The sequence below is a fragment of the Indolivaga capnocytophagoides genome (assembly GCF_036511535.1).
Lineage (GTDB): Bacteria > Bacteroidota > Bacteroidia > Bacteroidales > Dysgonomonadaceae > Dysgonomonas_A > Dysgonomonas_A capnocytophagoides.
In genome coordinates, this window is the sequence record NZ_AP028867.1 from 4,754,570 (window position 1) to 4,781,552 (window position 26,983).

The 26,983-nt window shown below is 38.1% G+C and carries 21 protein-coding genes; 15 read left to right on the forward strand and 6 right to left on the reverse strand.

Annotated elements, in window-relative coordinates:
* Positions 1-381: 381 nt before the first annotated feature.
* The 9 genes from ilvA (at position 382) to groL (ending at position 11,446) form a co-directional block, all read left to right on the forward strand.
* On the forward strand, positions 382-1,644 hold the full coding sequence (ilvA, locus tag AABJ51_RS19230; protein WP_338373861.1) for a threonine ammonia-lyase IlvA: 1,263 nt from the start codon (positions 382-384) through the stop codon (positions 1,642-1,644).
* A 60-nt stretch (positions 1,645-1,704) separates the two neighbouring features.
* On the forward strand, positions 1,705-3,549 hold the full coding sequence (gene glmS / locus AABJ51_RS19235; RefSeq protein ID WP_026626286.1) for a glutamine--fructose-6-phosphate transaminase (isomerizing): 1,845 nt from the start codon (positions 1,705-1,707) through the stop codon (positions 3,547-3,549).
* A 142-nt stretch (positions 3,550-3,691) separates the two neighbouring features.
* Entirely contained in the window at positions 3,692-4,681 is a 990-nt protein-coding gene (locus AABJ51_RS19240; RefSeq protein WP_026626285.1) for a hypothetical protein, read from the forward strand.
* Positions 4,682-4,853: 172 nt separating this feature from the next.
* A complete protein-coding gene (locus AABJ51_RS19245) occupies positions 4,854-5,738 on the forward strand; it encodes an endonuclease/exonuclease/phosphatase family protein (RefSeq protein ID WP_026626284.1) in 885 nt (294 codons plus the stop codon).
* 605 nt (positions 5,739-6,343) lie between these two features.
* Entirely contained in the window at positions 6,344-6,922 is a 579-nt protein-coding gene (locus tag AABJ51_RS19250; protein ID WP_026626283.1) for a phage tail-like protein, read from the forward strand.
* 38 nt (positions 6,923-6,960) lie between these two features.
* Entirely contained in the window at positions 6,961-8,433 is a 1,473-nt protein-coding gene (locus tag AABJ51_RS19255) for a hypothetical protein (protein ID WP_338373862.1), read from the forward strand.
* Positions 8,430-9,029, forward strand: a complete 600-nt coding sequence (locus AABJ51_RS19260; protein WP_338373863.1) for a phage tail-like protein — start codon at positions 8,430-8,432, stop codon at positions 9,027-9,029. The genes AABJ51_RS19255 and AABJ51_RS19260 overlap by 4 nt, the downstream gene beginning before the upstream one ends.
* Positions 9,030-9,476: 447 nt before the next feature.
* Positions 9,477-9,746: a co-chaperone GroES gene (locus AABJ51_RS19265; RefSeq protein WP_026626280.1), complete on the forward strand. Its 270-nt coding sequence runs from the start codon at positions 9,477-9,479 to the stop codon at positions 9,744-9,746.
* A gap of 65 nt (positions 9,747-9,811) precedes the next feature.
* The gene (groL, locus tag AABJ51_RS19270; RefSeq protein ID WP_026626279.1) at positions 9,812-11,446 is read left to right on the forward strand and encodes a chaperonin GroEL; all 1,635 of its coding nucleotides are present in this window, start codon (positions 9,812-9,814) and stop codon (positions 11,444-11,446) included.
* Positions 11,447-11,536: 90 nt separating this feature from the next.
* Here groL and proS read toward each other — a convergent pair whose 3' ends face one another.
* The 6 genes from proS to AABJ51_RS19300 form a co-directional block, all read right to left on the reverse strand.
* Positions 11,537-13,018 (reverse strand): proline--tRNA ligase, encoded by a 1,482-nt coding sequence (gene proS / locus AABJ51_RS19275; RefSeq protein WP_338373864.1) that lies wholly within the window; start codon positions 13,016-13,018, stop codon positions 11,537-11,539.
* 829 nt (positions 13,019-13,847) lie between these two features.
* The gene (locus tag AABJ51_RS19280) at positions 13,848-15,143 is read right to left on the reverse strand and encodes an ammonium transporter (protein WP_246037340.1); all 1,296 of its coding nucleotides are present in this window, start codon (positions 15,141-15,143) and stop codon (positions 13,848-13,850) included.
* 148 nt (positions 15,144-15,291) lie between these two features.
* A complete protein-coding gene (locus AABJ51_RS19285; RefSeq protein WP_026626276.1) occupies positions 15,292-15,645 on the reverse strand; it encodes a P-II family nitrogen regulator in 354 nt (117 codons plus the stop codon).
* A gap of 133 nt (positions 15,646-15,778) precedes the next feature.
* A complete protein-coding gene (locus tag AABJ51_RS19290) occupies positions 15,779-16,513 on the reverse strand; it encodes a TorF family putative porin (protein WP_026626275.1) in 735 nt (244 codons plus the stop codon).
* Between the two features lie 309 nt (positions 16,514-16,822).
* Positions 16,823-19,750, reverse strand: a complete 2,928-nt coding sequence (locus AABJ51_RS19295; protein ID WP_338373865.1) for a calcium-translocating P-type ATPase, PMCA-type — start codon at positions 19,748-19,750, stop codon at positions 16,823-16,825.
* Positions 19,751-19,981: 231 nt separating this feature from the next.
* Positions 19,982-20,476 (reverse strand): septal ring lytic transglycosylase RlpA family protein, encoded by a 495-nt coding sequence (locus tag AABJ51_RS19300; RefSeq protein ID WP_051290693.1) that lies wholly within the window; start codon positions 20,474-20,476, stop codon positions 19,982-19,984.
* A 141-nt stretch (positions 20,477-20,617) separates the two neighbouring features.
* Here AABJ51_RS19300 and AABJ51_RS19305 point away from each other — a divergent pair, with 141 nt between their 5' ends.
* The 6 genes from AABJ51_RS19305 to AABJ51_RS19330 all read left to right on the forward strand — a co-directional run bounded on the left by AABJ51_RS19305 (position 20,618) and on the right by AABJ51_RS19330 (position 26,785).
* Positions 20,618-20,914 (forward strand): coiled-coil domain-containing protein, encoded by a 297-nt coding sequence (locus AABJ51_RS19305; protein WP_026626273.1) that lies wholly within the window; start codon positions 20,618-20,620, stop codon positions 20,912-20,914.
* Between the two features lie 11 nt (positions 20,915-20,925).
* Positions 20,926-21,228, forward strand: coding sequence for a cell division protein ZapA (locus tag AABJ51_RS19310; RefSeq protein WP_321577318.1), 303 nt, complete (start codon positions 20,926-20,928; stop codon positions 21,226-21,228).
* A gap of 141 nt (positions 21,229-21,369) precedes the next feature.
* On the forward strand, positions 21,370-22,899 hold the full coding sequence (rny, locus tag AABJ51_RS19315) for a ribonuclease Y (protein ID WP_026626271.1): 1,530 nt from the start codon (positions 21,370-21,372) through the stop codon (positions 22,897-22,899).
* Positions 22,900-23,218: 319 nt separating this feature from the next.
* Positions 23,219-24,226: a 2-hydroxyacid dehydrogenase gene (locus AABJ51_RS19320; RefSeq protein WP_026626270.1), complete on the forward strand. Its 1,008-nt coding sequence runs from the start codon at positions 23,219-23,221 to the stop codon at positions 24,224-24,226.
* A 187-nt stretch (positions 24,227-24,413) separates the two neighbouring features.
* The gene (locus AABJ51_RS19325; RefSeq protein WP_338373866.1) at positions 24,414-25,778 is read left to right on the forward strand and encodes an N-acetylmuramoyl-L-alanine amidase; all 1,365 of its coding nucleotides are present in this window, start codon (positions 24,414-24,416) and stop codon (positions 25,776-25,778) included.
* Between the two features lie 113 nt (positions 25,779-25,891).
* Positions 25,892-26,785: an MlaD family protein gene (locus AABJ51_RS19330; protein WP_338373867.1), complete on the forward strand. Its 894-nt coding sequence runs from the start codon at positions 25,892-25,894 to the stop codon at positions 26,783-26,785.
* Positions 26,786-26,983: the final 198 nt, after the last annotated feature.

Below are 26,983 nucleotides of genomic sequence, written 5' to 3' on the forward strand. Positions count from 1 at the left end.
AATCGATTTTGAATATGGACAAGTAAAAAAGTAACAAAAGAAAAATACATTTTTGATATTACTTTTGTTACCTTTTTGGAAAATCTTCTGCAGGGGCGAATAAATATTCGCCAGAAATGAAAACACCGGGTAAAAGATTTTTTACCCCTGCAAGGTCGATTACCTTATCTAAAGGTAAAAAGTAACATCAGAAAAGCGTACCTAAAAAGCGTAACCTTTGTAACCTTTTTAAGAGAAATAGAAAGTTGATTATCGTTCATTGATCATTGATTTTATTACCTTTGTCTGACGCTTTCGCTGTATGGATATATCTGTTTGTATAGAGTTTTGCTGCAGCTCAAGATAGATTATGGATCATAAACTTTAGCTTCTAATTTCAGAATGTTATCAAAATTTACGGAAGAATTCGGTCTTCATATCGAAGAGGCCGCTTCAAGGTTAGAAAAGGTAGTAAGGAAAACTCCGCTCGAGGTCAATCTTTCATTGTCGAGAGATACAAAGGCCAATGTTTATCTGAAAAGAGAAGATCTGCAGATTGTTCGGTCTTACAAGTTACGTGGTGCGTATAGTATGATGAGCGGACTTAATGACGATGAGCTGAAAAGAGGAGTTGTATGTGCCAGTGCCGGCAATCATGCGCAAGGAGTAGCTTACAGTTGCAATATGCTGAATACAAAAGGTGTGATTTTTATGCCTAAGATAACACCCAAACAGAAAGTCAGCCAGACCCGTATGTTTGGAAACGGCAACATTGAAATAGTATTGACCGGAGATACATTTGATGATTGTGCAGATGCAGCAAAAAAATTTACGACCGAACACAATATGACTTTTATTCCTCCGTTTGATCATACAAAGATTATTGAAGGACAGGGTACAATCGGAGCCGAAATTTTACAGGAGTTTAAAAACGGAGCAGTCGATTATGTATTTATCCCTATCGGAGGAGGAGGTTTATGTGCCGGAGTCGGAGCATATATAAAAGAACATTCTCCGACAACAAAGGTTATTGGGGTGGAGCCGCTAGGCGCACCAAGTATGACAGCAGCCTTTGAAGCCGGACATCCGGTAATGCTGCCTCAGATTGACAAGTTTGTAGATGGAGCTGCCGTAAAAAAAGTAGGAGATTTGACTTTTCCTATTTGTAAGAAAGTTGTAGATGAGGTTTGTCTTGTACCCGAGGGGGAAGTTTGTACGACCATCCTGAATTTGTACAACAGAGATGCAATAGTTGTGGAGCCTGCCGGGGCATTGTCTATCGCTGCATTGAATCATTATAAGGAAAAGCTGGAAGGGAAAAATGTCGTTTGTATTGTTAGCGGAAGCAATAATGATATAAACCGGATGCAGGAGATTAAAGAACGATCTCTTATTTTTGAAGGTCTGAAATATTATTTTATTGTTGATTTTCCACAGCGTACCAATACCTTGAGAGATTTTGTGAATCGGGTATTGGGTGAGCATGACGATATTGTCAGGTTTGAATATATGAAAAAAAATGACAGGGAGAGTGGTCCTGCATTGGTTGGCATAGAAGTTGATTCAAGAGAAGAATACGAAAAATTAATTGAGCGTATGCAGGATTATGATCTTGATTTCACTCTGCTTGATCCAACCAGTGATGTCGGAAAATATATCGTGTAAATAATAAAACGAGTAAAAAATAGTTATATATATAACATTTATACATAAAAACAATATTGAATGTGTGGAATTGTCGGTTATATAGGATTTAGGGATGCATATCCGATTTTGATAAAAGGTCTGCATAGGCTTGAATATAGGGGCTATGACAGCGCCGGAGTTGCTTTATTGAATAACGATAAGGAATTATCTGTTTATAAGGCAAAAGGTAGAGTAAATGATTTGGAAGAGTATGTGAAGGATAAGGATGTGAGCGGTACAATAGGTATTGCGCATACCCGTTGGGCTACACATGGCGAACCAAGCAATGCTAATGCACACCCTCATTATTCACAATCGGAGACATTAGCTCTGATTCACAATGGTATTATCGAAAATTATGCTGTGTTGAAAGCTGAGCTTTTGAAAAAAGGCTATAAATTTCAGAGCAGCACCGATACCGAAGTTTTAGTTCAGTTTATTGAATATATTAAAACTCTGAATAACTGCGATCTGTTTTCAGCAGTGCAGCTAGCTTTAAAACAAGTTGTAGGTGCGTATGCGATAGCTATTGTAGAAAAAGGGAATCCTGATCAGATTATTGCCGCTCGTAAGAGCAGCCCTTTGGTTGTAGGGATCGGAGAGGGCGAATTCTTTTTAGGATCGGATGCTTCGCCTATTATCGAATATACAAATAAGGTTATTTATCTGAATGACGAAGAAATAGCACTTATTAAGAGAAACGAAGATCCAAAGATATTCACAATCTCTAATGTAGAAACAACTCACGAGATCAAAGAGTTGGAATTGAATTTGAGTGAACTCGAACGGGGAGGTTTTCCTCACTATATGCTCAAGGAAATTTATGAACAGCCTCAGACTCTTAAAAACTGTATGAGCGGACGTGTGAATGTTGAGGGAACTAATATCACGCTATCAGGGATTATTGATCATAAAGATAAATTTATCAATGCCCGCCGAATTCTTATCATTGCTTGTGGTACATCTTGGCATGCAGGTCTGATCGGAGAATATCTTTTCGAGGAATTTTGCCGTATACCTGTTGAGGTTGAGTATGCTTCGGAATTCAGATACCGTAATCCGGTGATTTATAGTGATGATGTTGTTATTGCTATTTCTCAATCGGGAGAAACAGCCGATTCTTTGGCTGCTATCGAGTTGGCTCGCAAAGCGGGTGCTTTTGTGTATGGAGTATGTAATGTTATCGGTTCATCTATTCCCCGTAATACTGATTCAGGTTCGTATACCCACTGCGGTCACGAGATCGGGGTTGCATCTACCAAAGCATTTACCGCTCAGGTAACAGTGCTTACTATGATGGCATTGGCTATAGCTAAAGAAAAGAAAACAATAGAAGAAGACCGTTATTTGTCTATCATCAAAGAATTGCAGAATATTCCCGATAAGATCGAAAAAATTCTGGAATCGGATGAAACTATCAAGCAATTATCCAGAATATTTACTTATGCTCAGAACTTTATTTATCTCGGGCGTGGCTATAGTTACCCGATAGCTCTGGAAGGTGCATTGAAGTTAAAAGAAATATCATATATCCATGCCGAAGGGTATCCTGCTGCGGAAATGAAGCATGGCCCGATTGCATTAATTGATAATGAAATGCCGATTGTAGCTATTGGTACAAATAATGCAATTTATGACAAGGTTGTAAGTAACATACAGGAAATAAAAGCTCGTAAAGGCCGTGTGATTGCAATTATTAATGAAGGAGATGAAGATATAAAGAAAATGGCAGATCATTATATAGAAATTCCCGCAACGGAAGAATGTCTTGATCCGTTATTGTCGTGTATTCCACTTCAGTTGTTGGCATATCATATTGCTGTTAATAAAAACAGGGATGTGGATATGCCGCGAAATCTGGCTAAGTCGGTAACTGTAGAGTGATAAATAATGAACTAATGTTAAAAAATAAAGAAGATGCGGTTAATGTGTCTTCTTTATTTTTTTTATGGCATTAAAAAATAGCTGCTTATTTTATATTTGTCTATAGAAATCTTTCAGTAAATATTTTATCAGTTTAAATATTATGGTTATAAGTCCAAACAAGAGTTTCTTTCTTTTATTAGCTCTGTTCATATCATCTGCGATATTTGCCCAAGATGAGAAAAACAAGCTTGTTTTAGCAAATAACCCGATCAATGAAAAATTCCCGCTGATGAGGTTTCTCGAAGTGAGTTACGAGCAGTTTTCAGCTTCAGATTATAAGATGAAGAGAGAAGACCAGAAATATGAAGACGGGACATTAAATTCGCAAAGAAGACTTCGTGCCAGTGTGTTGGTTCCTCTTCTTCGAAAGAAGAAGTTTATGGTATTAACCAATCTCCGCTATAAGTACGAATCATTGGACTATAGCGGTGTGAAATACTATCCGATTGAATATCCTTATTTTACACATCGGGGAAAACCTGAATCTCATTATTTTGTGAGCAGCACATCCATGAATTATTTTGATAAGATATGGGGTAAGACCATAATCGTGAATGCCAATATGACGTTTGATGGTTCTGATAAAGGATATGAAAGAATGATAGGGAGTGTTTCAGCTTTGGTCAATGTATATGAGACAGATTATACAACGCTGTCGGTGGGAGCCTATCTCTCTACATCCAAAGCGATGATATTTCCAATATTTCCGACATTACGCTACCAGCATATGTTTGCCGGAACACCTTGGGTGATAGATGCTATTATGCCTCAATATTTTTATGCGCGTAGAATGATTGGTAAAAACGGACGTTTGTCTTTAGGCTTTTTACTAGACAGTGGTATGTATTTTGAATATCCCGGACAAGAAGGTTTTCGTAAAGTATATACCTTTGATAAGGTAGCCGGAAAAATAGATTTGGGCTATGAACGTATTCTCGCAAAGTCTTTGATTCTTAGTTTGAATGTAGGAGTGTCGAGTACCTATAAAGGTGTTTTCAGAGAGAAAAATGAAAAAGACGATTTTGTGGAAATGTCTCAAAATACAAATGGTTATTTTACTGTTGGATTTTCATATAATCTCGGAAAATAAAAGTTCTTTTCTGTAATTTTATTAACTTTATATTTTGAACGTGCAGATGAGGTACTAGAACTTATATGTGTGTTTCATAATTAACAACTTATTAATTCGATCGTTGGAAAAGAGAATATTTTCAACTTTTTATTGACTACAAATAGGTCTCTGGCCTTAATTTAAAAGCGTTATGAAACAGTATTTTATAACAGCACTGCTATGCGTAAGCAGTCTGTTGGCAGGTGCGCAGTCTTTCAATGTAGCAACATATAACTTAAGAAACGATAATGCATCGGATGTCGGCAATATGTGGGTCGATCGTAAGCCTTATGTGGCAAAGCTGATTGCTTACCACGATTTTGACTTTTTCGGTACCCAGGAAGGTTTACCTACTCAACTTGAAGACCTTCGGAGCCTAGTGCCTCAATATGAATATTATGGAGAGGGTAGGGATGGTCATAATCAAGGCGAGCATTCTGCTATTTTCTTTAAGACAGCAAAGTATACATTACTTGATAAAGGCGATTTTTGGTTGTCAGCAACACCTGATGTTCCTTCTAAAAGCTGGGATGCTCCTTGCTGCAATCGTATCTGTACATGGATAAAGCTGAAAGAAAAAGAATCAGGCAGAGAGTTTTATGTATTCTGTGCCCATTATGATTATGAGAAAGATTATGCCCGCAATGAAAGCAGTAAACTGGTGTTGGCTAAAATAAAAGAAATCGCAGGAGATAATCCGGCTATGTTTTTGGGTGATTTGAATGGTGATTTTAGAACTTCGTGGTGTCGTTTGTTAAATGACTCAGGTATAATCAGAGATGCTTACTACGATGTGAAAGAGCCGTACGCTAACAACTCCTCATACAACGCATGGGGTAAGTCGTTGGCTGGATTGTGGCAGTTGGATCAGGATATTATCGGAAACGGAGATATTCTAGACCATATCTATTTTACCAAACATTTTAGAGCCGATAGTTGGGGCTTACTAACCGATACATACAGTAAGGGTGATAATGTTGCCAGATTTCCATCAGATCATTTTCCTGTGCTGGTAAAAGCTCATTGGGTTAAATGATTATATCATAAATTTAACGATTATCGAAAGACTGTCCAAAACTAAGAATGGACAGTCTTTGTTGTTTCTAAGTTGTTTTAGTATTTGCATATAATAAATAAATTGTATATTTGCCACCATAAACAATTCATCCATGTTTCAAATTTTCACACATAAGAATATCGAATCCGGTCTGAATTTTAACTATTCAGGTTTGGCTGTGTCGTGTGAAATATTAGAGAGAGAGAGAGAGAGAGAGAGAGAGAGAGAGAGAGACGCATCTAGCGTAATAATCAAACAAAAAATTCTATTGTGTCAAAATGACGGAGTGTTTTTTTATGCTTTGAGTTTTGTTGTATACATACCTCAACTAATATATATATTATCAAAAGTAAACCGACAGGATAAAGGGTGCACAGCAGTTGATTTGTTGATTTGTTGTCGTTCTGAATCTGCTCTTGGCATACACCTGTCCAACAGTCGGTTTCATTATGCAGTAAGGTGCTGCGACGGTACTTTACTGCTTTTTTCTACCAGCTATTATCAATCAACACTCATCTGCAACTTTGTAAAAACATATACAACAAACAGGGCTGCAATCGTAATTACTCGAAATATAAACAACAATGAAAAAAATTATTTTTATGATGTTAGGCTTTATAGCTGTAGCGTCTTTACCTGCACAGGTAGGAATCAATACAAACAATCCGAATGCAAGTGCTGCACTGGATATAGAAAGTACAAACAAAGGCATACTCATTCCCCGGATGACCACAGCCCAGAAAACAGCTATCTCTACTCCGGCAGAAGGACTCATTGTATATGACACAACGTTGAAGTGCATTGCGCAGAATGCAGGCTCAACCATATCTCCGGCATGGGTATGTCTTTCGGCGAAAGATGCCCAGAACAGTTTTTTCTATATGCCCACGATTGCAGTAGATGCATCTGCTGTAACAACCGGAAAAACAATCGACCTGTATAACGAGTACAAAACCCAGTTTACAGCACCGAAAAAAAATCCCTCTGCACCCGTTAATATTCCGTATTTTATGAATCGGACGGATCTGTATTATTACATTACCAATTACGATACCGATGTTTTGGAGAATATTTCAATAGATAACAACGGTGTTATGACGTATGATATAAAAGCAGAGTCGGATTACGATTCTTTTATGACTGTTGTTTTTGTCCTTAAATAAGATATCAGATCTTTTGTTGATTAATAAAAAAGCAAAAAATGAAAAGAATAATATACATAAGTCTGGTACTAATCTTTTGCCAGATGCATCTTTATGCTCAGAAAGAGACCAGCTGGTGGTATTTTGGGTTTAATGCGGGACTCAATTTCAATTCGCTGAGCAATGTTACTGCCAATGATGGTACGATCGTTTCTGATATGCCACAGTCTATAGTTGGAGCATTATCGACAAGAGAAGGTTGTTTTACGGTGTCGACTTATGATGGGCAATTACTGTTTTCTTCGGATGGGATGATTGTTTATGATAAGAATGGAAACATTATGACTAACGGAACAGGCCTGCTTGGGGGATCATCTGCAACTCAATCTGGGATTGTAGTACCCAGACCAGAGACCATAAACGAATATTTCATTATCACAGTTCCAGAAGGATCAGTACCTAATGGTATTTGTTATTCAACAGTTGATATAACGGCTAATGGAGGATTAGGTGCGGTTACATCTAAAAATCAGGTAATAAAAAGTGGTGTGGTAAATGAGAATATTACAATTGTCCCTAATCTGAGCAACTACAAGGATTATTGGTTAATTCATCGAACTAAAACGACATTTTATGTATGGGCTATCACATATGCAGGAATATCAATTACTCCTCATCAAACATTATCAAATTCTAGTATAGTAGCTCTGGATGTACCAGGCTATGTCGAAGGTGAAATAGGAATATCTTCTGATTATACAAAAGTATTTTCCTGTAATTGGTATGGCAGTCAGGTAATAACAGCAAATTTCAATCCCATTACAGGCTATATCTCAGATATTAAGACACAAAGTTTCCCTTATAAGACATATGCAGGGTGTTTCTCTCCTGACGGGAATTACTTATATATTGGTTCTGGCTATGATGGAAATAAACTATATGTACAAACATGGGATAAAGTAAGGGCTGGAACCGCAATGAATAAGATAGCTGACAATATCGGCAATGTAAAGGCAGCTATTGACAATAGGCTATATGGAATACAAACAGGAGGGGATCTGTCTACTTATGTAAAACACTTATTTGTGATCCGCAATCCAAACTCAGGAGGAACAGATATAAAATACTTCCCCAATTACTTGAAAAACACTGTTGGTCTAGGATTACCATCTTTTGCTGCCGGATTTATAAGGATAAAACCAAAGAGTCAACCTTTTGCTTGTGCGACCCATAGCCGAACATATGGGGTTGAAGTGGATTTATCCGGAGGGAATGCTCCGGTTAAATTAGAGTGGGATTTTGGCGATGGCAGTCCCATTGTTACACAGTCTGTTTCATTTGGACAAACAGAGTACTCTCTTCAACACAGCTATTCGAATTCAGGAATATATACAATTCTAGTAACACCCTATAAAGCCGATGGAACAAAATCTAAAGTGATAAATATGGAAGCTAACATAGTATACTGTACTCTCAAAACGAATCTTATGACCCGTTCGGAATTATTGAATTCAAAACAACAGCAAAAATGAAAGAACTAAAGATACTTATATTCCTTCTGATGGTAGCCATTAATCTGTCGGCGCAAATCGGGATCAACACCGATACACCTCACATTTCGTCTGTTCTCGAAATAGATACTTACAATAATGATAAAGGGCTATTAATTCCCCGAATGACTAATGCTCAAAAGTCAGCTATAACCACCCCTGAACCAAGCCTGCTGGTATATGATACTGACTTGAAATGTATTTCGCAGTACAAAGATACCCCTTCCAATCCGGGAGTTTATACATGGACATGCCTTACCCTGTACAATAGAAATTGGTTCTATATGCCATCTGTCAATATACCGACTTCCGACGGTTCGGGGAATTTATTGACAGGTACGCAATCAATAAATTTGTATAATATATACAATACCGGATTTTCAACTCCGAAAATCAAAAGTACAGGAGCTACGGCTACTATTCCGTTTTTTACGGTAAGCCAGCTAAACTACTATGTTACTTATTGCGATCCTTGTATTACGGTAGCCGGAATCAGTAATGCAGGTGTGATGAGCTATACAGTAAACAGCCTTCCGGACTACGATGCGTATATGAATATTGTATTTTCCGTAAGATAATCAATGATCGAAAAAAGTAAATGCGGGCAGGTAAGAGAGATTCTTATCTGTCCGCATTTTCTCATATGAGGGGATAGCTCCTTCTATTTTATTTATCTATACAGAGATGGTTACTTAAATGGCTGTAAGAAATCAGAGAGAAGATAAAAGGTTTCATCTGAAAAAGTGTAATTTGACTGTAACTTTTGTTACCTTTTGATATAAATGGAATTAATAATTAACAGCGAATATAATAACTTCGAATTGAAGACCAGTGACCGAGCATTAAGGTTGTAACCTTTGTAACCTTTTCTTTACTCGAGTAACAGACTGGTTTCATCAAAAGGCAAAATTGAGAATAATGGATTTCTGCCATCTTGTCAGATTTAGTTTTTGGCACAGATTTCGCATTAACGAAAATAGAATTTTAAAACTAAAATTTAACAATAATATAAACATTTAAGAATCATGAGTATTAAACCATTAGCAGACAGAGTGCTTATTAAGCCGGCTGCAGCCGAAGAAAAAACTGTAGGTGGAATTATTATTCCGGATACAGCTAAGGAAAAACCTTTGAAAGGTAGTGTAATCGCTGTTGGTAACGGTACTAAAGACGAAGAGATGGTATTGAAAGCAGGCGATAATGTACTTTATGGAAAATATGCAGGTACGGAAATCGAATTGGATGGTGAAAACTACTTAATTATGCGTCAGTCTGACGTTCTTGCTATTATTTAAGGTTCAGGCCTTTTTATAATTCTTCGAAAACTTTAAACTTAAAAAAAGAAAAAGAAATCAAAGCTATGGCTAAAGAAATCAAATTTAATATCGATGCCCGCGATCAACTGAAACAAGGTGTTGACGCATTGGCAAATGCAGTAAAAGTGACATTAGGACCTAAAGGACGTAATGTTATCATCGAAAAAAAATTCGGAGCACCTCATATCACCAAAGACGGTGTATCTGTTGCTAAAGAAGTAGAATTGGAATGCCCATTCGAAAATATGGGGGCTCAACTTGTTAAAGAAGTAGCTTCTAAAACAAATGACGATGCAGGTGATGGTACTACTACAGCTACTGTATTGGCTCAGTCTATCATCAGCGTAGGTTTGAAAAATGTGACTGCCGGAGCTAACCCGATGGATTTGAAACGTGGTATTGACAAAGCTGTTGCTAAAGTGGTTGAAAATCTGAAAGCTCAATCGGTTGCAGTAGGTGACGATTTACAAAAAATCGAACATGTTGCTAAAATTTCGGCAAACGGTGACGAAACTATCGGTAAACTGATTGCGGAAGCAATGGGTAAAGTGAAAAAAGAAGGTGTAATCACTGTTGAAGAAGCTAAAGGTACTGAAACTTATGTAGATGTAGTTGAAGGTATGCAATTCGACAGAGGTTATATTTCTCCATATTTTGTAACTGATACAGAAAAAATGGAAGCAGACCTTGAGAATCCGTTTATCTTGATTCATGACAAGAAAATTTCTGTATTGAAAGATATCCTTCCTATTCTAGAGGCAGCTCTTAAATCGGGTAAACCTCTTTTGATTATTGCAGAAGATATAGATTCTGAGGCATTGACAACTTTAGTTGTAAACCGTTTGCGTGCAGGATTGAAGATCGCAGCTGTTAAAGCTCCGGGATTCGGTGACCGTCGTAAAGAAATGTTGGAAGATATTGCTACACTTACAGGTGGTGTTGTAATTTCAGAAGAAAAAGGATTAAAATTGGAGGCTGCTACTCTTGATATGCTTGGTACAGCTGACAAAGTGACAATCAATAAAGATAACACGACTATTGTAAACGGAGCAGGAGATAAAGCTGCCATTGCCGCTCGTGTTGGTCAAATCAAAACTCAGATAGAAAAAACTACATCTGATTACGATCGCGAAAAACTACAGGAACGTCTTGCTAAATTGGCAGGTGGAGTAGCTGTTCTTTATGTTGGTGCTCCTTCTGAAGTTGAAATGAAAGAAAAGAAAGATCGCGTAGATGATGCTCTTTCAGCAACACGTGCTGCAATAGAAGAGGGTACTGTAGCCGGAGGTGGTACAGCTTATATCCGTGCATTAGATGTATTGGAAAACCTGAAAGGCGAAAACGAAGACGAAACAACAGGTATCGAAATCGTAAAACGTGCGATTGAAGAACCTCTTCGTCAGATCGTAAACAACTGTGGAAAAGAAGGTGCAGTAGTAGTACAGAAGGTGCGTGAAGGTAAAAACAACTTCGGTTATAATGCCCGTACTGATGTTTACGAAGATTTGGCTGCTGCCGGAGTAATCGATCCTGCTAAGGTAACTCGTGTTGCTCTTGAGAATGCCGCGTCTATCGCCGGTATGTTCTTAACTACAGAGTGCATCATTGCAGATAAGAAAGAAGATAATCCTATGCCAGCAATGCCTCCTATGGGTGGTGGTATGGGTGGAATGATGTAATAAATTACATCATCTTATATATAAAAAGCCGTTTTCGGAAGAAAACGGCTTTTGTTTTATCTATATGTAAACCTTAAAAGTCTTGATATCTTAATACGCCTTAGCAAATACAACTCGCTGAGTGGATGGCTGCCCTGTAACCATACATTTTCCGGGAGTCTTGTCTCCATCCAGAGGAATACAGCGTATAGTTGCTTTGGTTTCTGCTTTGATCTTCTCTTCTGTTTCGGATGTACCATCCCAATGAGCCATGATGAATACTCCTGTTTCAATCTTCTCTTTGAATTCTTCGTAAGTTTCGACCGAGATAGTTTTTGATGTTCGGGTATTGAGTGCTTTTTGGTATATGTTCTGTTGTATTTCATCCAATAGATCCTTGATATATGTGTCAAGATTATCACATGAAACAGTCTCTTTGGTCAAAGTATCACGACGGGCAACTTCTATAGTGTTGTTTTCGAGATCACGTCCACCCATTGCCAAACGAACCGGAACTCCCTTCAATTCGTATTCAGAGAATTTCCATCCCGGTTTTTTATTATCAGCATTATCGTATTTAACCGATATCCCCAAAACTTTAAGAGATGAAATTATGCCTTCGACTTTTTTATTGATCTCGGATAATTGTTCTTCACTGCGGTATATTGGTACTATAACAACTTGATAAGGTGCTAGTTTTGGAGGAAGCACTAAGCCGTTGTCATCAGAGTGAGCCATTATTAAAGCTCCAATCAAACGAGTAGATACGCCCCATGAAGTAGCCCATACATAATCTTGCTTACCGTCTTTATCTGTAAATTTAACATCAAAAGCTTTGGCAAAATTCTGACCTAAGAAGTGAGATGTTCCAGATTGTAAGGCTTTACCATCTTGCATCATTGCTTCGATCGTATATGTTTCAACAGCTCCGGCAAAACGTTCATTAGCAGATTTAACCCCTTTTATTACAGGTAGTGCCATGTATTTTTCAGCAAATTCGGCATATACATCCAGCATTTTGCGCGATTCTATCTCTGCTTCTTCTTTAGTTGCATGTGCGGTATGTCCTTCCTGCCAAAGAAATTCGGCTGTACGAAGGAACAGACGGGTGCGCATTTCCCAGCGAACCACATTAGCCCATTGATTGCAAAGTATAGGTAGGTCCCGATATGATTGAATCCAGCCACGATAAGTGTTCCATATAATGGTTTCGGAAGTTGGACGCACTATAAGCTCTTCTTCGAGTTTTGCTTCCGGGTCAACAACCACTCCTTTTCCATCAGGATCGTTTTTTAGGCGATAATGGGTTACTACTGCACATTCTTTAGCAAAACCTTCTACGTGGTCGGCTTCTTTACTCAAAAATGATTTGGGAATGAATAACGGAAAATATGCATTAACATGTCCGGTTTCTTTGAACATATCATCCAATTGACGTTGAACTTTTTCCCAGATTGCATACCCGTATGGTTTTATTACCATACAACCTCTAACAGCAGAATTCTCCGCCAAATCAGCTTTTAGTACTACATCGAGATACCATTGGCTGTAATCGTCACTGCGTTTAGTCAGTTCTTTTAGCTCTTTTGCCATATTTTTATTATACTATTCTTTGCTACTTGATCGATGGGTGCAAAGGTATGAAAAAAAGACTGTTTTTATTTGCTTTATTTAGTATAGATAAAATTGTCAAAAAATGCGGACAGGTAAGATAGATTCTTATCTGCTTGCATTTACACCTTTTGATTATTGATTATCTTACGGAAAATACAATATTCATATACGCATCGTAGTCCGGAAGGCTGTTTACTGTATAGCTCATCACACCTGCATTACTGATTCCGGCTACTGTAATACAAGGATCGCAATAAGTGATATAATAATTTAACTGACTGGCAGTGAAAACGGCATAGACACGATTGCTGCTGTCTTTATCGATTTTCTGACGTTTATATTATTAATGAGACTGTTGACAGGTGTATGCCAAGAGCAGATTCAGAACGACAACAAAACAACAAATCAACTGCTGTGCACCCTTTATCCTGTCGGTTTACTTTTGATAATATATATATATTAGCTGAGGTATGTATACAACAAAACTCAAAGCATAAAAAAAAAGTTTCGTCATTTTGACACAATAGAGTTTTTTGTTTGGTTATTACGCTAGATACGTCTTTCTCAAATTTCACACGACACCGCCAAACCTGAATAGTTAAAATTCAGACCGGATTCGATATTCTTATGTGTGAAAATTTGAAACATGGATGAATTGTTTATGGTGGCAGATATATGAAAATATTTTAATAAACAAGAAAAGCAGCATACAATCACTGTATGCCGCTTCAGCTGATTAACTACGATTCGCTATATTAACAATTAGAAAATATATTGTCAAGTTAATAAAATAAGGTTGATAACCTCATTATTCGTCTTCGCTGTAAGCGATTTCACCATGTTGTGAAATATCAAGACCGATTGATTCTTCTTCTTTAGTAACTTTTAATCCGACAGTCTTATTTACGATAAAGAACAAAATAGCTGTACCGATTGCGCTGTATGCGATAGTGGCTGCACTGGCTACTATTTGTACCCAAAGCTGATGCCAATCTCCGAATAAAGCACCTTGTACACCTTCAGCTCCTGTGATGATTTGAGTAGCGAATACTCCGGTAAGAATAGCTCCTACAAGACCACCTATACCGTGTACACCGAATGCATCGAGTGAATCATCGTATTTAAGTTTTGGTTTTACATAAGCTACCATTATATAACAGATAGTAGAAGCGATTAATCCGATAAAGAATGCTCCGAATACATCTACAGTTCCGGCAGCGGGAGTGATTGCTACCAATCCGGCTACAGCCCCTGTACAAATACCCACTACGGTTGGTTTTTTGTTGATGATCCATTCAAGAGCCATCCATGTGCTGGCAGCAACAGCAGTTGCAAAATGTGTTACCAACAGGGCATTGGCTGCTAATCCGTCGGCTGCTAATCCGCTGCCGGCATTGAATCCTATCCATCCTAACCAAAGTAGGGCAGTCCCGATCACTACAAATGGAATGTTGTGAGGAGTAACAGGATGTCCTGTTGTACGGTATCCTTTACGACGTCCAATCATAATAGCCATAACTAAGGCCGATATCCCTGCGTTAATGTGTACTACTGTACCTCCCGCAAAGTCGATTGCGCCCATTTGCTGCATCCAGCCGCCACCCCATACCCAGTGAGCCATAGGGTTGTAGATGAATAAAGCCCAAAGTACCGAGAATAATAAGAATCCTGAGAATTTGATTCTTTCGGCAAATGCACCTATGATCAAAGCAGGAGTAATAACCGCAAACATACACTGAAACATGGCGAACAATAGTTCGGGTATGTCACCTGCGGTAAGAGTATCTAAAGTAATTCCGTTGAAAAATATTTTATCGAAGCCTCCGATTACGGCACCGAGAGAACTTCCGCTTTCCATAAATCCTGTTCCGAATACCCAGCTGTATCCGATAATAACCCATTCAATTGTGATAACTGCTGTCAGTATAAGGCATTGCATCATTATGCTCAGAACGTTTTTTTGACGAACAAGCCCTCCATAAAAAAATGCCAGCCCCGGTATTGTCATCATCAGTACCAATACTGTAGCAACAATGATCCATGCAGTATTACCGGCGTTCAGAGTCGGGGTTGTTGCTACTTCCGCTACAATCTCCTGAGCCATTAATGCCGGCGAAGCTAACAGTAGTCCGGCTAAAGCTACATATTTTGCCAATCTTTTTTTCATAATCCAGTTAATCTTTGATATTTTTTGTAATATGGTCTCAAGACCTTTTTATTATGTAAATCGATATGTTTTTGATAACCTGTATTTATTCTCCTTCTTTGTTATAAAGAGAATCATCTCCGTGATCACCTGTACGGATACGGATTGATTGTTCTATTGACGATACAAATATTCTACCGTCTCCGCTTTCACCAGTATAAGCTGATTTTAGTATAGCATCAATTGATTTTTCGAGATTAATGCTTCTCACAACAAATGAAATGTAAATGCGGTCTATTGCATTAATATCATATGCGATACCACGAAATATGAGTCCTTGTTTCGCATCTCCCTGCCCTTTGACATCCCACCACGACAGAAAGTCGATATCAGCTTCATGCAAAGCCTTGCGTACTTCGTTGAATTTAGATTTGCGGATAATAGCTTCGATTTTTTTCATATGGTTTATATTAATTATGTTTATGAAATTTTACTGACCGAATTAAGTGACCGAAAGTATTTAATGACGTATTTTAAAGTGATAAGCTGTATTCATTTTTATACTTGTAAAGTCTACAAAAAGGTCTGTGACCTTATTTGATAGTTATTCCGAATACAAAATGGATATCCTCTTGTGCTGGATTCGCTATAATATTCGCAAATACCGGAATGCTGAATGAATCGTTGATCTTTACAGTCTTCGACGCTCCCAGATGTATCGAAGTGAATTTGAATTTGTCGGTTCCGTACATTGCGCTTTCCCATGGGGTGAAACCTGTTCCAATTTTAAAATCAACTTCTTTTACAGAGAAAGGATACGATAGTTCTACGTAAGTAGAGAAAGAGTTATCGCCGTTTGCTTTCTTATTACCTTGTCCTAATACAAATGTATTCCATGCGACAGTTAAGGGGAATGATTCGGGGAAAGTATAAGCTAAACTTGTTTCCAGAGAATGTCCGATGTAGCTGGTTTCTTCTGTGTTTTTCGGGCTGCTGAAATATCTGTGAGCATCTTCGCCATCCCACCAGTAATCAGTCACCGTAAAAGCAAGCCCTGATGTTGCGTAAGAAGCATAAAAATCGACTTCTTTATTGCCTTTACCTGCAATGTCTGTTGATCCCCATGCACCTAAAGTAAAACCTTTTGCCGATACCGATAACGCAGGCTGAACACTTGCTCCTGCTTGTTTAAATCCACGCCATACGTAACTACTAACCAAATCTCCGGATAGATTGATATCTACTGCTGATTCTGACTGTGCTGAAATTTGCCCCATTGACGTGACGAAAAGGATAATTAAACCTAAAACTGTCTTTCTGTTTTTCATACTTTTTTATGTTTAAAGATGTTAATATTGATTTTTTATTGAATATTGTGATCGTATAAATTAGATTTTAATAACAAAAAGACGTTATATGATGCAAAAATATATTTTTTGATTTTAATAAAAAATTTTTTCGAGAGAAAAATTATCAAAAAGATCATATTTTTTAATTATGTCATCAAATATCTTTTAAAAACCGAAAAAATAAATCTATTTGATTTTGGGAATGGGGTTTTGGTGTTGATGGTGTGGACAAAAAAAAGAGTAGGCGTATGCCCACTCTTTTTCTTTATTGTTGTATTTATATAATTATCAGTTCTTCTTTATTAACCTTACTAATTCGCCGATCCATAATACCAGCGATGTTGATCCGAGTATAATAAGCCAGTCTCTTATTTCAAGTGGAACGGTGCGGAAAACGTCTCCTCCGAATGTGACAATCAGTATTTGTCCGACAAGAATAATTCCTGAAACAACTACAAATCCTAGACTTTGTCTGATTCCGGCAAAAGCGGATTTTCCCGTCCCGAATGCTTTAGCATTGAACATGTTCCAGAATTGAAGGATCACAAACACTGTAAAGAAGTAGGATAGGAAGTATCTGAATTTATCTCCTTCTATATGGCTGAAGAATGAATCAAGATGAGCCGGAGAATTGAAGTAGAACAGCATTCCCATCAGTACAACTACAAATAATAATCCTACAAACAGGATGTTTGTCCGCATAGGTGGTGAAATGATGAAGTCTGTGTTCTTTCTCGGCTTTTCTTTCATTACATTCGGATTAGGAGGTAGAGATGCCAAGGCTCCTGCGGCGAATGTATCCATAATCAGATTTACCCATAACATTTGAGTAACAGTCAGAGGTAAGTCGTGTCCGAATATTGATCCTAAGAAGACAAGCAATAAGGCGGCGACATTAATCGTTAACTGGAACAAAATAAAACGTTGTATGTTCTTATACAGCGAACGTCCCCACATCACAGCTGTTGCTATACTGCTGAACGAGTCATCCAATAGAGTGATGTCGCTGGCTTCTTTGGCTACCGATGTTCCCGATCCCATAGAAAGTCCAACGTCTGCGTGATTAAGAGCCGGAGCATCGTTTGTTCCGTCACCGGTTACTGCAACTATTTCTCCCGACTGTTTCAATAGAGAAACCAGTCGTTGCTTGTCGGTTGGACGCGCACGGCACATAATCTTCAGCTTTTGCACCCTTTGCAGTGCTTCTTCGTCGGAAAGAGCCTCGAAGTCTGGTCCTGTTATGATGTTCAGGTCAGAATCCTCTTCGTCTTTCCATATACCGATCTGGCGTCCAATTTCACGAGCTGTGCCATAAGTATCTCCCGTGACAATTTTTACTCCGATGCCGGCATTCAAACAGTCGTTTACGGCAGCAGGCACATCTTCTCTGACAGGGTCGGATATAGCTGTAATACCTTGCAGGATCATATTACTTTCGAGTGAACCGATAGAAGTATTCTCATCTACAACCTGATAAGCAAAGCCTAAAGTTCGCATCGCTTGATTTTGGTATTGAAGGAGCTGATCTTCTATTTGTTTTAGCATTTCCTCTTTCGGAACGTTCTTTGTCGCTGTTTGTATATGTGTACATTTAGCAAGTATTATTTCGGGAGCCCCCTTTATATATACAATTTTTTTACCTCCGCCCAAAGCTTTAGACTCTACTATGGTAGCCATGTATTTGCGCTCGGTCGAAAATGGTAATTGTTCTACTATTTTGGTATCTTCCCTTTCAGCCAGATAATTAATTTTCTTGCCATGCAGCCAAAGAAGCAAAGCTCCTTCGGTAGGATTGCCTAAAGCCTTGGCTTTTGAAGCATCCGAAAAATCAAGGAAGGCGGTAGAGTTTGTCGAAATGTTTTCGATGATCATTCTACTGATATCATCATCTGTCAATGATTGCTCATTCAGTCCGTAAAAATTGGTTTGAGCAACCTGCATCTGGTTCTGAGTAAGAGTTCCTGTCTTATCTGTACAAATAACAGTTGTAGCACCCATCGTTTCGCAGGCGTGCATTTTTCTTACCAGATTGTTAGCCTTCAGCATGCGTCTCATACTTAGCGCTAAACTCAGGGTCACACTCATAGGGAGGCCTTCGGGTACAGCAACCACAACAAGGGTTACGGCAACCATAAAGTATTGAAGTATGTGTCCTGCGGTCTCAAGTGATACCCACGATTCGGGCTGAAGCGGATTAACACCGAAAGCAAAGCCAACTCCTGCTAATACAACAAAAGCCAATACTCCTAATCCCATCCACTTGAGCCATCCTCCGTTTTCTACACTTTCGGGCAGCGACTTGTCTTTGCCCATCAGTTCGTAAGCGTCGTAAAGGATAGGCATCCATACTTTAGATAAGGCGATAATACCACCTATAATGACAGCTCCTACCAGCCCTAATTGACCTAGAGTGTAATCATTACTTCCTAAGAATATATCTTTTATAAATAGTACAGAGAATGTAAGTGCTGCAAGCAGCATACCTATAACTCCGATAAATTTAGCCAAAGAATCGAGCTGGCGGTTTAGAGGAGTTTCTCCTTCTACCATTTCGGCAGCCTTTTCGGCTACTTGACCGAATTCGGTAGCATCTCCGACTTTAGTAACTTCCATTGTACCATGTCCGTTGATGACTTTGGTTCCTCTCAGTACCCAATTGGAAGGGTAGGTTACACCTTCTTCAAATTCATTAGGGTCAGTAGTTTTATCTATACTTGGTTCTCCGGTCAGAGTCGACTCGTCCATTTGTAAGGTCACGGCTTCTAGCAGTTCACCGTCTGCCGGAACTTCATTTCCGGTTTCGAGTAGAACGATGTCGCCCACAACTATTTCTCTTTTCGAAACCTGACATACATTGTTGTTTCTTATAACCATGATCAGATCGTCGTCATTGACCTGATTTAATACATCAAATTTTTTGTTTGCATCCAGCTCAAACCAGAATGCAACACCGGTTGCTAAGAAAATAGCGCAAAATACACCAATTGTTTCTTCGTAGTGGGCTCCTTTTCCTGTAACGTGGTTTACTATAGCAATACCCAATGAGATGAATGCTGCTATAAGAAGGATACGGATAATAGGATCTTCGAATTTTTCGAGGAATAATTTCCATAAGGGCTCTTTTTCGGGTGGTGTCAGGATATTCTCGCCATATTTCTGGCGATTCTCCTTGACTTGAGCATCGGTCAACCCCGTGTAATGGTGTTTTTGTTCCATAATTATTATTTAGTAGTGAGTATTAAAGTTTTAGATGTTTATATTGTTTTGATAAGTCATTAAAAGCAGATATAATGTGACTACATAAAACAACCCTTAATTTATTGTTATGCTTCTCGAAGCAGTATAATAAAGAAAGGTTTGCAATCTTAATAGTCGTATGCTTGAACATTTTAATCACACTTTTAGTTTGCTCCGGAAATAAAAAAAAATTATTAAACCGGGATCTTGTCAGAAATTATGATTATAGGCAGGCATTTCGGATATGTATTTCAGTTGTTGTTTTATGTTGCGTGTGCTGGTTAGAGTAAGCAACGTATCTATTTGCAAACCTTTTATTACTTTAAAGTAAGGTTCCTTCCTTATATACTCGGTGATTTCTACAGCTACAACTCCTTGTCTTACCATATCGATGGCTCTTGCGGCCGCATATGATAAATCAATCACCCTGTTCTTGGCATGCGGCCCTCGATCTATAACTTTTACGATCACGATTTTGTCGTTTGCCTTATTTCTGACCTTGAGAAGTGTACCGAACGGATGTTTCTTATGAGCGCAGACAAAATCGTCTCTGCTATAGGTGATACCGCTGGCTGTAGGTTTATTGTGAAACCTTCGGGCGTAGTATGTTGCAGCGCCTGTTTCCGTTTTTATTTTATCCTGAGCGAATAAAAGTAATATGGGGCAAAAAAACAGGAATAACAATAATAATAAAGTTGTTCTCATTTTTTGTTTTTAACTTTATGCTGAGCAAAGATAAAATAATTAGTGAAAGTTTGATTGATAAATGTTACTAATAGAAAAAGAAATAGTATTTTTTTTTGATTATTCGCAAATATCAGTATTTTTGTGTTGATTTAATTGTTTATGACAGAAAAGCATGAGAAATTACTCGCTGATCTTGAACTCAGACTGCATCAATTGATGTATTTGTGTGATTCCCTGAAAGCCGAGAATCAGAGTTTAAAGGTTCGATTAGAAGCTAAAGATGGCGAGATAAATCGTGTTAGTTCGGTGTTGGAAGAATTAAACCAGAAATACAATGACCTGATGTTTGCCAACACTCTTACCGGAACGGGAAGTGATGGTGTTGAAGAAGCAAAAAACAGGTTGAATAAGTTAGTGCAAGAGGTTGATAAATGCATTGCATTGTTGAAAATATAAAAGGATGAGCAATGGGAGAGCGTTTTATCATATCGTTGCGTATTCTGGAACGGATTTATCGTTTGAAGATAAACCGTAAGGATGAACAAAAGTTCAGGGACGCAGCTGTAGCTATTGAAAAGAAGACCAATCAATATAGAATCCATTTCGCGGGGACTGATTCGAAGAACCTATTGGAGCAAGACTATCTGGCTATGACGGCCATTCAGGCATTGTCCGAAACAGAGGCTTTAGAAGCTAAAAACAAGCTTTTTGAAGATAAGGTGAAATCTTTGATAGACGAAGTGGAAACATATTTGAGACAAAACAGATAGTTTTCTAATATCAATAAATAGTAAAATCAATTGGCACTAATTGAGAACGATCGGCATTTCCGGTTGTTTTTGATTAGTTTTTTTTATATAAAACCGATACCTGAAGGGTATTTTTAATTAACGTGAAACAAAAAGAGCTATATGGAGATAATATTTGCAGTAGTAGGCTTAGTGGCAGGTGCTGTTATCGCTTGGCTCGTTCTTAACTTTGTAACCAATGCGAACGTGAAGCGTCGTATTGAAGAAGCAGAACGTGAAGCCGAAGTAATCAAGAAGAATAAATTACTGGAAGTAAAAGAACAGGCTTTACAAATGAAAGCCGAGTTTGAAAAACAAGTAAACAGCAGGAATTCAAAACTGCAGGTTGCTGAAAATAAAGTAAAACAGAGGGAACAAACGCTGAATCAGAAGATCGAAGAAGCGCAACGCCGTAAATCGGAAGTAGACGTTGTGAAAGAAAATCTGGATGCGCAGCTTGAAATCGTAGAAAAGAAAAAACAAGACCTTGATAAATTGCATAAGCAAGAGGTGGAAAGACTCGAAGCTCTTTCGGGACTTTCGGCAGAAGAAATCAAGGGCAAATTGGTAGAGGCTTTGAAAGATGAAGCTCAAACCAACGCTCAGTCGTACATCAGCGAGATAATGGAAGAAGCTAAGATGACGGCTAATAAAGAGGCTAAAAAAATTGTAATACAATCTATACAACGTGTGGCAACTGAAACTGCCATCGAAAATGCAATTACAGTATTCCATATTGAATCGGATGAGGTAAAAGGACGTATTATCGGACGTGAAGGACGCAATATCCGTGCATTGGAAGCTGCTACCGGAGTAGAAATCGTAGTAGATGATACCCCTGAGGCTATTGTTATCTCCGGGTTTGATCCTGTGAGACGTGAGATTGCCCGCCTGGCTCTTCATCAATTGGTCGCTGATGGTCGTATCCATCCGGCTAGAATCGAAGAGGTTGTATCGAAAGTAAGAAAACAAATCGAAGAAGAAATTATAGAAACCGGTAAGCGTACTGCTATCGACTTGGGTATACATGGACTGCATCCTGAAATGATACGTCTTATCGGTAAGATGAAATACCGTTCGTCTTACGGACAAAACTTATTGCAGCATGCCCGGGAAACAGCCAATCTTTGTGCGATAATGGCTGCCGAACTAGGCTTGAATGTGAAAAAGGCTAAACGTGCAGGTCTGTTGCACGATATAGGTAAAGTGCCTGATGACGAACCGGAATTGCCACACGCATTGCTTGGTATGAAACTGGCTGAAAAATACAAAGAAAAACCGGATATCTGTAATGCGATCGGTGCTCACCACGATGAAATAGAAATGACCAGTCTGCTGGCTCCTATCGTTCAAGTGTGTGATGCTATTTCCGGAGCACGTCCGGGAGCTCGCCGCGAAATTGTAGAAGCTTACATCAAGCGTTTGAATGACCTTGAACAATTGGCGATGTCTTATCCGGGAGTTTTGAAAACTTATGCTATTCAGGCCGGACGTGAACTTCGTGTTATCGTTGGTGCAGATAAAGTTGATGATGTTGAAACCGAAAAGCTTTCGGGAGAAATTGCTAAACGGATACAAGACGAAATGACTTATCCCGGTCAGGTTAAGATTACCGTTATCAGGGAAACCCGATCTGTAAGTTTTGCTAAATAAAAGTTAAATATATATTGGATAAAGAGGTTCTTCGTTGAAGAATCTCTTTGTTTTATAAACAAACTACATATTTTGCTGTTATTTTTGTGTAGTTCTTTTATTTATGTTAAGCGGTTATAATAAAATATACTCTTATTTTTCGACATAAACGGAGGGGATAGGTGCTTAAAATTATATTTTAAAGCATATTTTCTTATTTTTGTATGAATTATTTCAATTTCAAATATAAAAAAGAATCTATTTTGATTTATAACAGGCTTAGATTGTTTAGATAACTAGAATGATGAAAAGTCTGAGAACTAAACTAAATTGTAATATTATGGCATATAAAATAGCGGTTTTTGACGCAAAACCTTACGATCAGGACACTTTCGAAAAAGTAAACCAGCAGTTTGGCTATGAACTTGTATATCATAAAGAACATCTGGACAAACACAATGTTATATTGGCAGGAGGTGCAGACGCCGTTTGTATCTTTGTAAATGCAGATGTGGATAAATATGTGATAGATAAGCTATGCGAAATGGGGGTGAAACTGATCGCCTTACGTTGTGCAGGGTTTAACAATGTCGATATCGCATATGCTGCCGGAAAGATCAAAGTAGTAAGAGTTCCCGATTATTCGCCGCATGCGATTGCCGAACATACATTAGCTTTGATGTTATGTCTAAATCGCAAGGTACACCGGGCTTTTCTGCGTACACGTGATTGGAATTTCTCACTGAACGGATTCCTTGGTTTTGATATGTATGAAAAAACTGTGGGAGTAATTGGTACAGGTAAAATCGGAAAAACTGTTATTGGGGTATTAAAAGGTCTAGGTATGAAAATTCTTGCTTATGATCTTTATCCTGATCATGAATTTGCAGCCAAGAATGATATTAAATATGCAACGTTGGATGAAATATATACGAATGCCGATGTTATAACTCTGCATTGTCCTTTGACTAAAGAAACCGAATATATGATCTGTGAGGATTCTATCGCAAAAATGAAAGATGGAGTGATGATCATTAATACCGGACGTGGAAAACTGATCCACACAAAACACCTGATTGATGGACTTATCAGCAGGAAGATCGGATATGCCGGTCTTGATGTATATGAGGAAGAAGGAGCCTATTTTTATGAAGATTGTTCGGATAGCGTATTAACGGATGATGTTCTGGCTCGCCTGCTTTCATTTAATAATGTAATTGTAACTTCACATCAGGCATTCTTTACAGAAGAAGCTATGTCGAATATCGCAAATACAACAATGAATAATGTTGCTGACTTTTTTGCCGGAAAAGAGCTTAAAAATGAAGTTGTACACCAAGCTAAATAATAAAGGGATATATAAATAAAAAGGAGATTATAAACAATAGCCGGGAACTCTAAAGGAGAAGATCTGTTAGTTGATGGTATTGAAAAAAAAATATCATTATTTATTCGGAATCCGTCATTAAATACTTTTGTTGCCGTAGGATTGTTTTAGAAAGAAAAAGTTTTCAATCTGCTTTCATAAACTTGATATGAGAAGAATAACTTTAATTTGCACGTTGTTGCTGTTTGTGAGCTTAAACTTTACACTTGTTTCAGCTGATAAATTTATTGTTGTAATAGATGCCGGACACGGAGGTAAAGACGGTGGTGCCATAAGAGGTACATATAAGGAAAAAGAAATAAATCTGAAAGTAGCTCAGGCTTTGGGTAAGCTTATAGAGAGCAATATGAATGATGTAAAAGTTATTTATACCCGCAAATCCGATGTATTTGTTGATTTGTATAAGCGTGCCGATATTGCAAATAAGGCGAAAGCGAATTTGTTTATATCTATCCATACCAATTCTACTGCTGCGAAAACAACAACGGCATCAGGAGCAGATACCTATATTCTTGGGTTGGCGCGAAGCGAGGAAAACTTAGCCGTGGCAAAGCGTGAAAACTCTGTAATTCTTCTTGAAGATAATTATAATAAACGTTACGAAGGGTTCGATCCGAACTCTCCCGAATCGAATATTATTTTCGAATTTATGACTGATAAATACATGGAGCAAAGCCTGCAATTTGCGACTCAGGTACAAAGCGGTTTTTCTAAAGTTGCAAAAAGGGTCGATAGGGGAGTCTTGCAAGCCGGATTTCTTGTGCTGAGAGAATCGGGTATGCCGAGTGTTCTGATAGAGCTGGGGTTTATAAACAATCCGGCAGAAGCTAAATATTTATCCTCATCAATCGGGCAGAGAGCTATGGCGAGTGCCATCTATTCGGGATTGGAAAAATATAAAAAAGATTTCGATAAAAAGCAAGGCCGTACTTCAGGCTCTATTGCGGAAGCTCCTAAAAAAGAAACGACCAGACCCGAAAAAGAGAAAGAACGCATAGAAGATACAAAGCCGGTAACAGTGCCTTTATCCTCTAAAACATTAAAAGATACAGTCGCAAAAAGTGAATCTCCTGCATCTAAGCCATTGTTTGTTTCTAAAAATAATAAGGTCGAAGATCTGCCTGTCGATAATAGTAAAAAATCAAAAGCAGAAACTCCGAAAGCTGAATCTGTAAAACCCAAAGCATCGAAAGCTGTAACAGAAGATAAGCCTGTGCAAAAAGATGTACAGGTGATAACCCCGAAAGGGTCAAAGACATCTACAGCTAAAGTTGCTGCCGGAGCTCTGGAGTATCGGGTGCAATTTATGACCGGAAGTACAAAACTACCGAAAAATGCTGCTGCCTTTAAAGGTTTGTCTCCGGTTGATTCATATCAGGATGGTGGTGTATATAAATATACATACGGCTCTACAACAAGTGAAGCTGAGGCCGCAACTCTGTTGAAAGAGGCTAAGAAGAAGTTCGGAGATGCTTTCATTGTTCGTTTCAGGGATAATGTTCGGGTCAAGTAAAATACTGTTTTTGAAAAAGTAAAAAGATATTCGACTATCGTTCTAGTAGGACCGAATAGTCTGATGTCAAAAAAGAATAATAAATAGGTCTGCGACCTCAATAGGAAATTTATATGAAAAAAATGTTTTCGAAAGAAGTAAAAATCGGAATAGGTTTTGTTGTAGCCCTGTTCTTGCTGTATACCGGAATTAATTTTCTGAAAGGTATCAATATCTTCAAACCGGCTAACTCCTATACTGTCGTTTTTGATGATGTGACAGGGTTGACATTGTCGTCTCCTGTTATTCTGAATGGTTATCAGGTAGGGCTTGTGTATTCCATGGAGCTAGACCTGCAAGAGGAGAATAAAGTGGCGGTTGTTTTAAACTTAGATAAAGGCGTGAAAATAACGAAAGGTAGTAAGATCAAACTTGATGTATCGTTGATGGGATCAGCTACTGTGATAATCGATAAGAATCCCGAAACTCAGGAATTGTATACTTCATCTGATCGTATCCCCGGTATCCGTCAGTTGGGTATGATGGAGTCGATGAGCCAAACTGTGCTGCCTCAGGTTGGAAATCTTATCCCTAAGATAGATTCGATTTTATCAGGAGTACAGTTGCTTGTGACTAATCCTGCATTAGCTCAATCATTGCAAAATGTAAATGTTATTACATCAGAACTTACTACAGCTTCGAGACAATTAAATCAGATGATGACTGTCATGAATAAAGATATTCCTAAATTGGCTAATAATATGACTACTGTGTCATCTGATTTGGCTCAGGTATCAGGACAGTTTAAAACAATGGACTTTCAGAAGTCTTATCAATCGATAGACTCTACTTTACAAAACATACAGGCTCTTACCAATAAACTGAACAGTAAAGATAATTCTGTAGGTCTGTTGATGAATGACAGACAATTGTATGATAGCCTTGTGTCAACTATGGGCAATGCCTCATTACTATTGAAGGATGTGAAAGAAAATCCATCCAAGTATATTAATGTAAAAGTCTTTTGATAAAAGCATCCTTATTTAGAATCTTTCTAAATAATAAAAAACTGTAACTACTTCTTAACAGCAAGGTATTTATGGTTTATACTTTGGGTATTTATAGATAAAATACCTTAAATGCTTGAACTTTAAAAGCTTAGATAGGTAGAATTACCTCTTTATTTATCTTGCTGAAAATGAAAGTGTTATAATGTATTTAAAAAT

Excerpts from the sequence above, each read along its gene's own strand:
- ilvA (WP_338373861.1), top strand. The coding sequence starts at position 382 with ATGTTATCAAAATTTACGGAAGAATTCGGTCTTCATATCGAAGAGGCC.
- AABJ51_RS19305 (WP_026626273.1), top strand. The coding sequence starts at position 20,618 with ATGACAGAAAAGCATGAGAAATTACTCGCTGATCTTGAACTCAGACTG.
- AABJ51_RS19300 (WP_051290693.1), bottom strand. The coding sequence starts at position 20,476 with ATGAGAACAACTTTATTATTATTGTTATTCCTGTTTTTTTGCCCCATA.
- AABJ51_RS19250 (WP_026626283.1), top strand. The coding sequence starts at position 6,344 with ATGAAAAAAATTATTTTTATGATGTTAGGCTTTATAGCTGTAGCGTCT.
- AABJ51_RS19310 (WP_321577318.1), top strand. The coding sequence starts at position 20,926 with ATGGGAGAGCGTTTTATCATATCGTTGCGTATTCTGGAACGGATTTAT.
- AABJ51_RS19240 (WP_026626285.1), top strand. The coding sequence starts at position 3,692 with ATGGTTATAAGTCCAAACAAGAGTTTCTTTCTTTTATTAGCTCTGTTC.
- AABJ51_RS19285 (WP_026626276.1), bottom strand. The coding sequence starts at position 15,645 with ATGAAAAAAATCGAAGCTATTATCCGCAAATCTAAATTCAACGAAGTA.
- AABJ51_RS19325 (WP_338373866.1), top strand. The coding sequence starts at position 24,414 with ATGAGAAGAATAACTTTAATTTGCACGTTGTTGCTGTTTGTGAGCTTA.
- AABJ51_RS19255 (WP_338373862.1), top strand. The coding sequence starts at position 6,961 with ATGAAAAGAATAATATACATAAGTCTGGTACTAATCTTTTGCCAGATG.
- rny (WP_026626271.1), top strand. The coding sequence starts at position 21,370 with ATGGAGATAATATTTGCAGTAGTAGGCTTAGTGGCAGGTGCTGTTATC.
- proS (WP_338373864.1), bottom strand. The coding sequence starts at position 13,018 with ATGGCAAAAGAGCTAAAAGAACTGACTAAACGCAGTGACGATTACAGC.
- AABJ51_RS19245 (WP_026626284.1), top strand. The coding sequence starts at position 4,854 with ATGAAACAGTATTTTATAACAGCACTGCTATGCGTAAGCAGTCTGTTG.
- AABJ51_RS19290 (WP_026626275.1), bottom strand. The coding sequence starts at position 16,513 with ATGAAAAACAGAAAGACAGTTTTAGGTTTAATTATCCTTTTCGTCACG.
- AABJ51_RS19280 (WP_246037340.1), bottom strand. The coding sequence starts at position 15,143 with ATGGCTCAGGAGATTGTAGCGGAAGTAGCAACAACCCCGACTCTGAAC.
- AABJ51_RS19265 (WP_026626280.1), top strand. The coding sequence starts at position 9,477 with ATGAGTATTAAACCATTAGCAGACAGAGTGCTTATTAAGCCGGCTGCA.
- AABJ51_RS19330 (WP_338373867.1), top strand. The coding sequence starts at position 25,892 with ATGAAAAAAATGTTTTCGAAAGAAGTAAAAATCGGAATAGGTTTTGTT.
- AABJ51_RS19295 (WP_338373865.1), bottom strand. The coding sequence starts at position 19,750 with ATGGAACAAAAACACCATTACACGGGGTTGACCGATGCTCAAGTCAAG.
- AABJ51_RS19260 (WP_338373863.1), top strand. The coding sequence starts at position 8,430 with ATGAAAGAACTAAAGATACTTATATTCCTTCTGATGGTAGCCATTAAT.
- groL (WP_026626279.1), top strand. The coding sequence starts at position 9,812 with ATGGCTAAAGAAATCAAATTTAATATCGATGCCCGCGATCAACTGAAA.
- glmS (WP_026626286.1), top strand. The coding sequence starts at position 1,705 with ATGTGTGGAATTGTCGGTTATATAGGATTTAGGGATGCATATCCGATT.
- AABJ51_RS19320 (WP_026626270.1), top strand. The coding sequence starts at position 23,219 with ATGGCATATAAAATAGCGGTTTTTGACGCAAAACCTTACGATCAGGAC.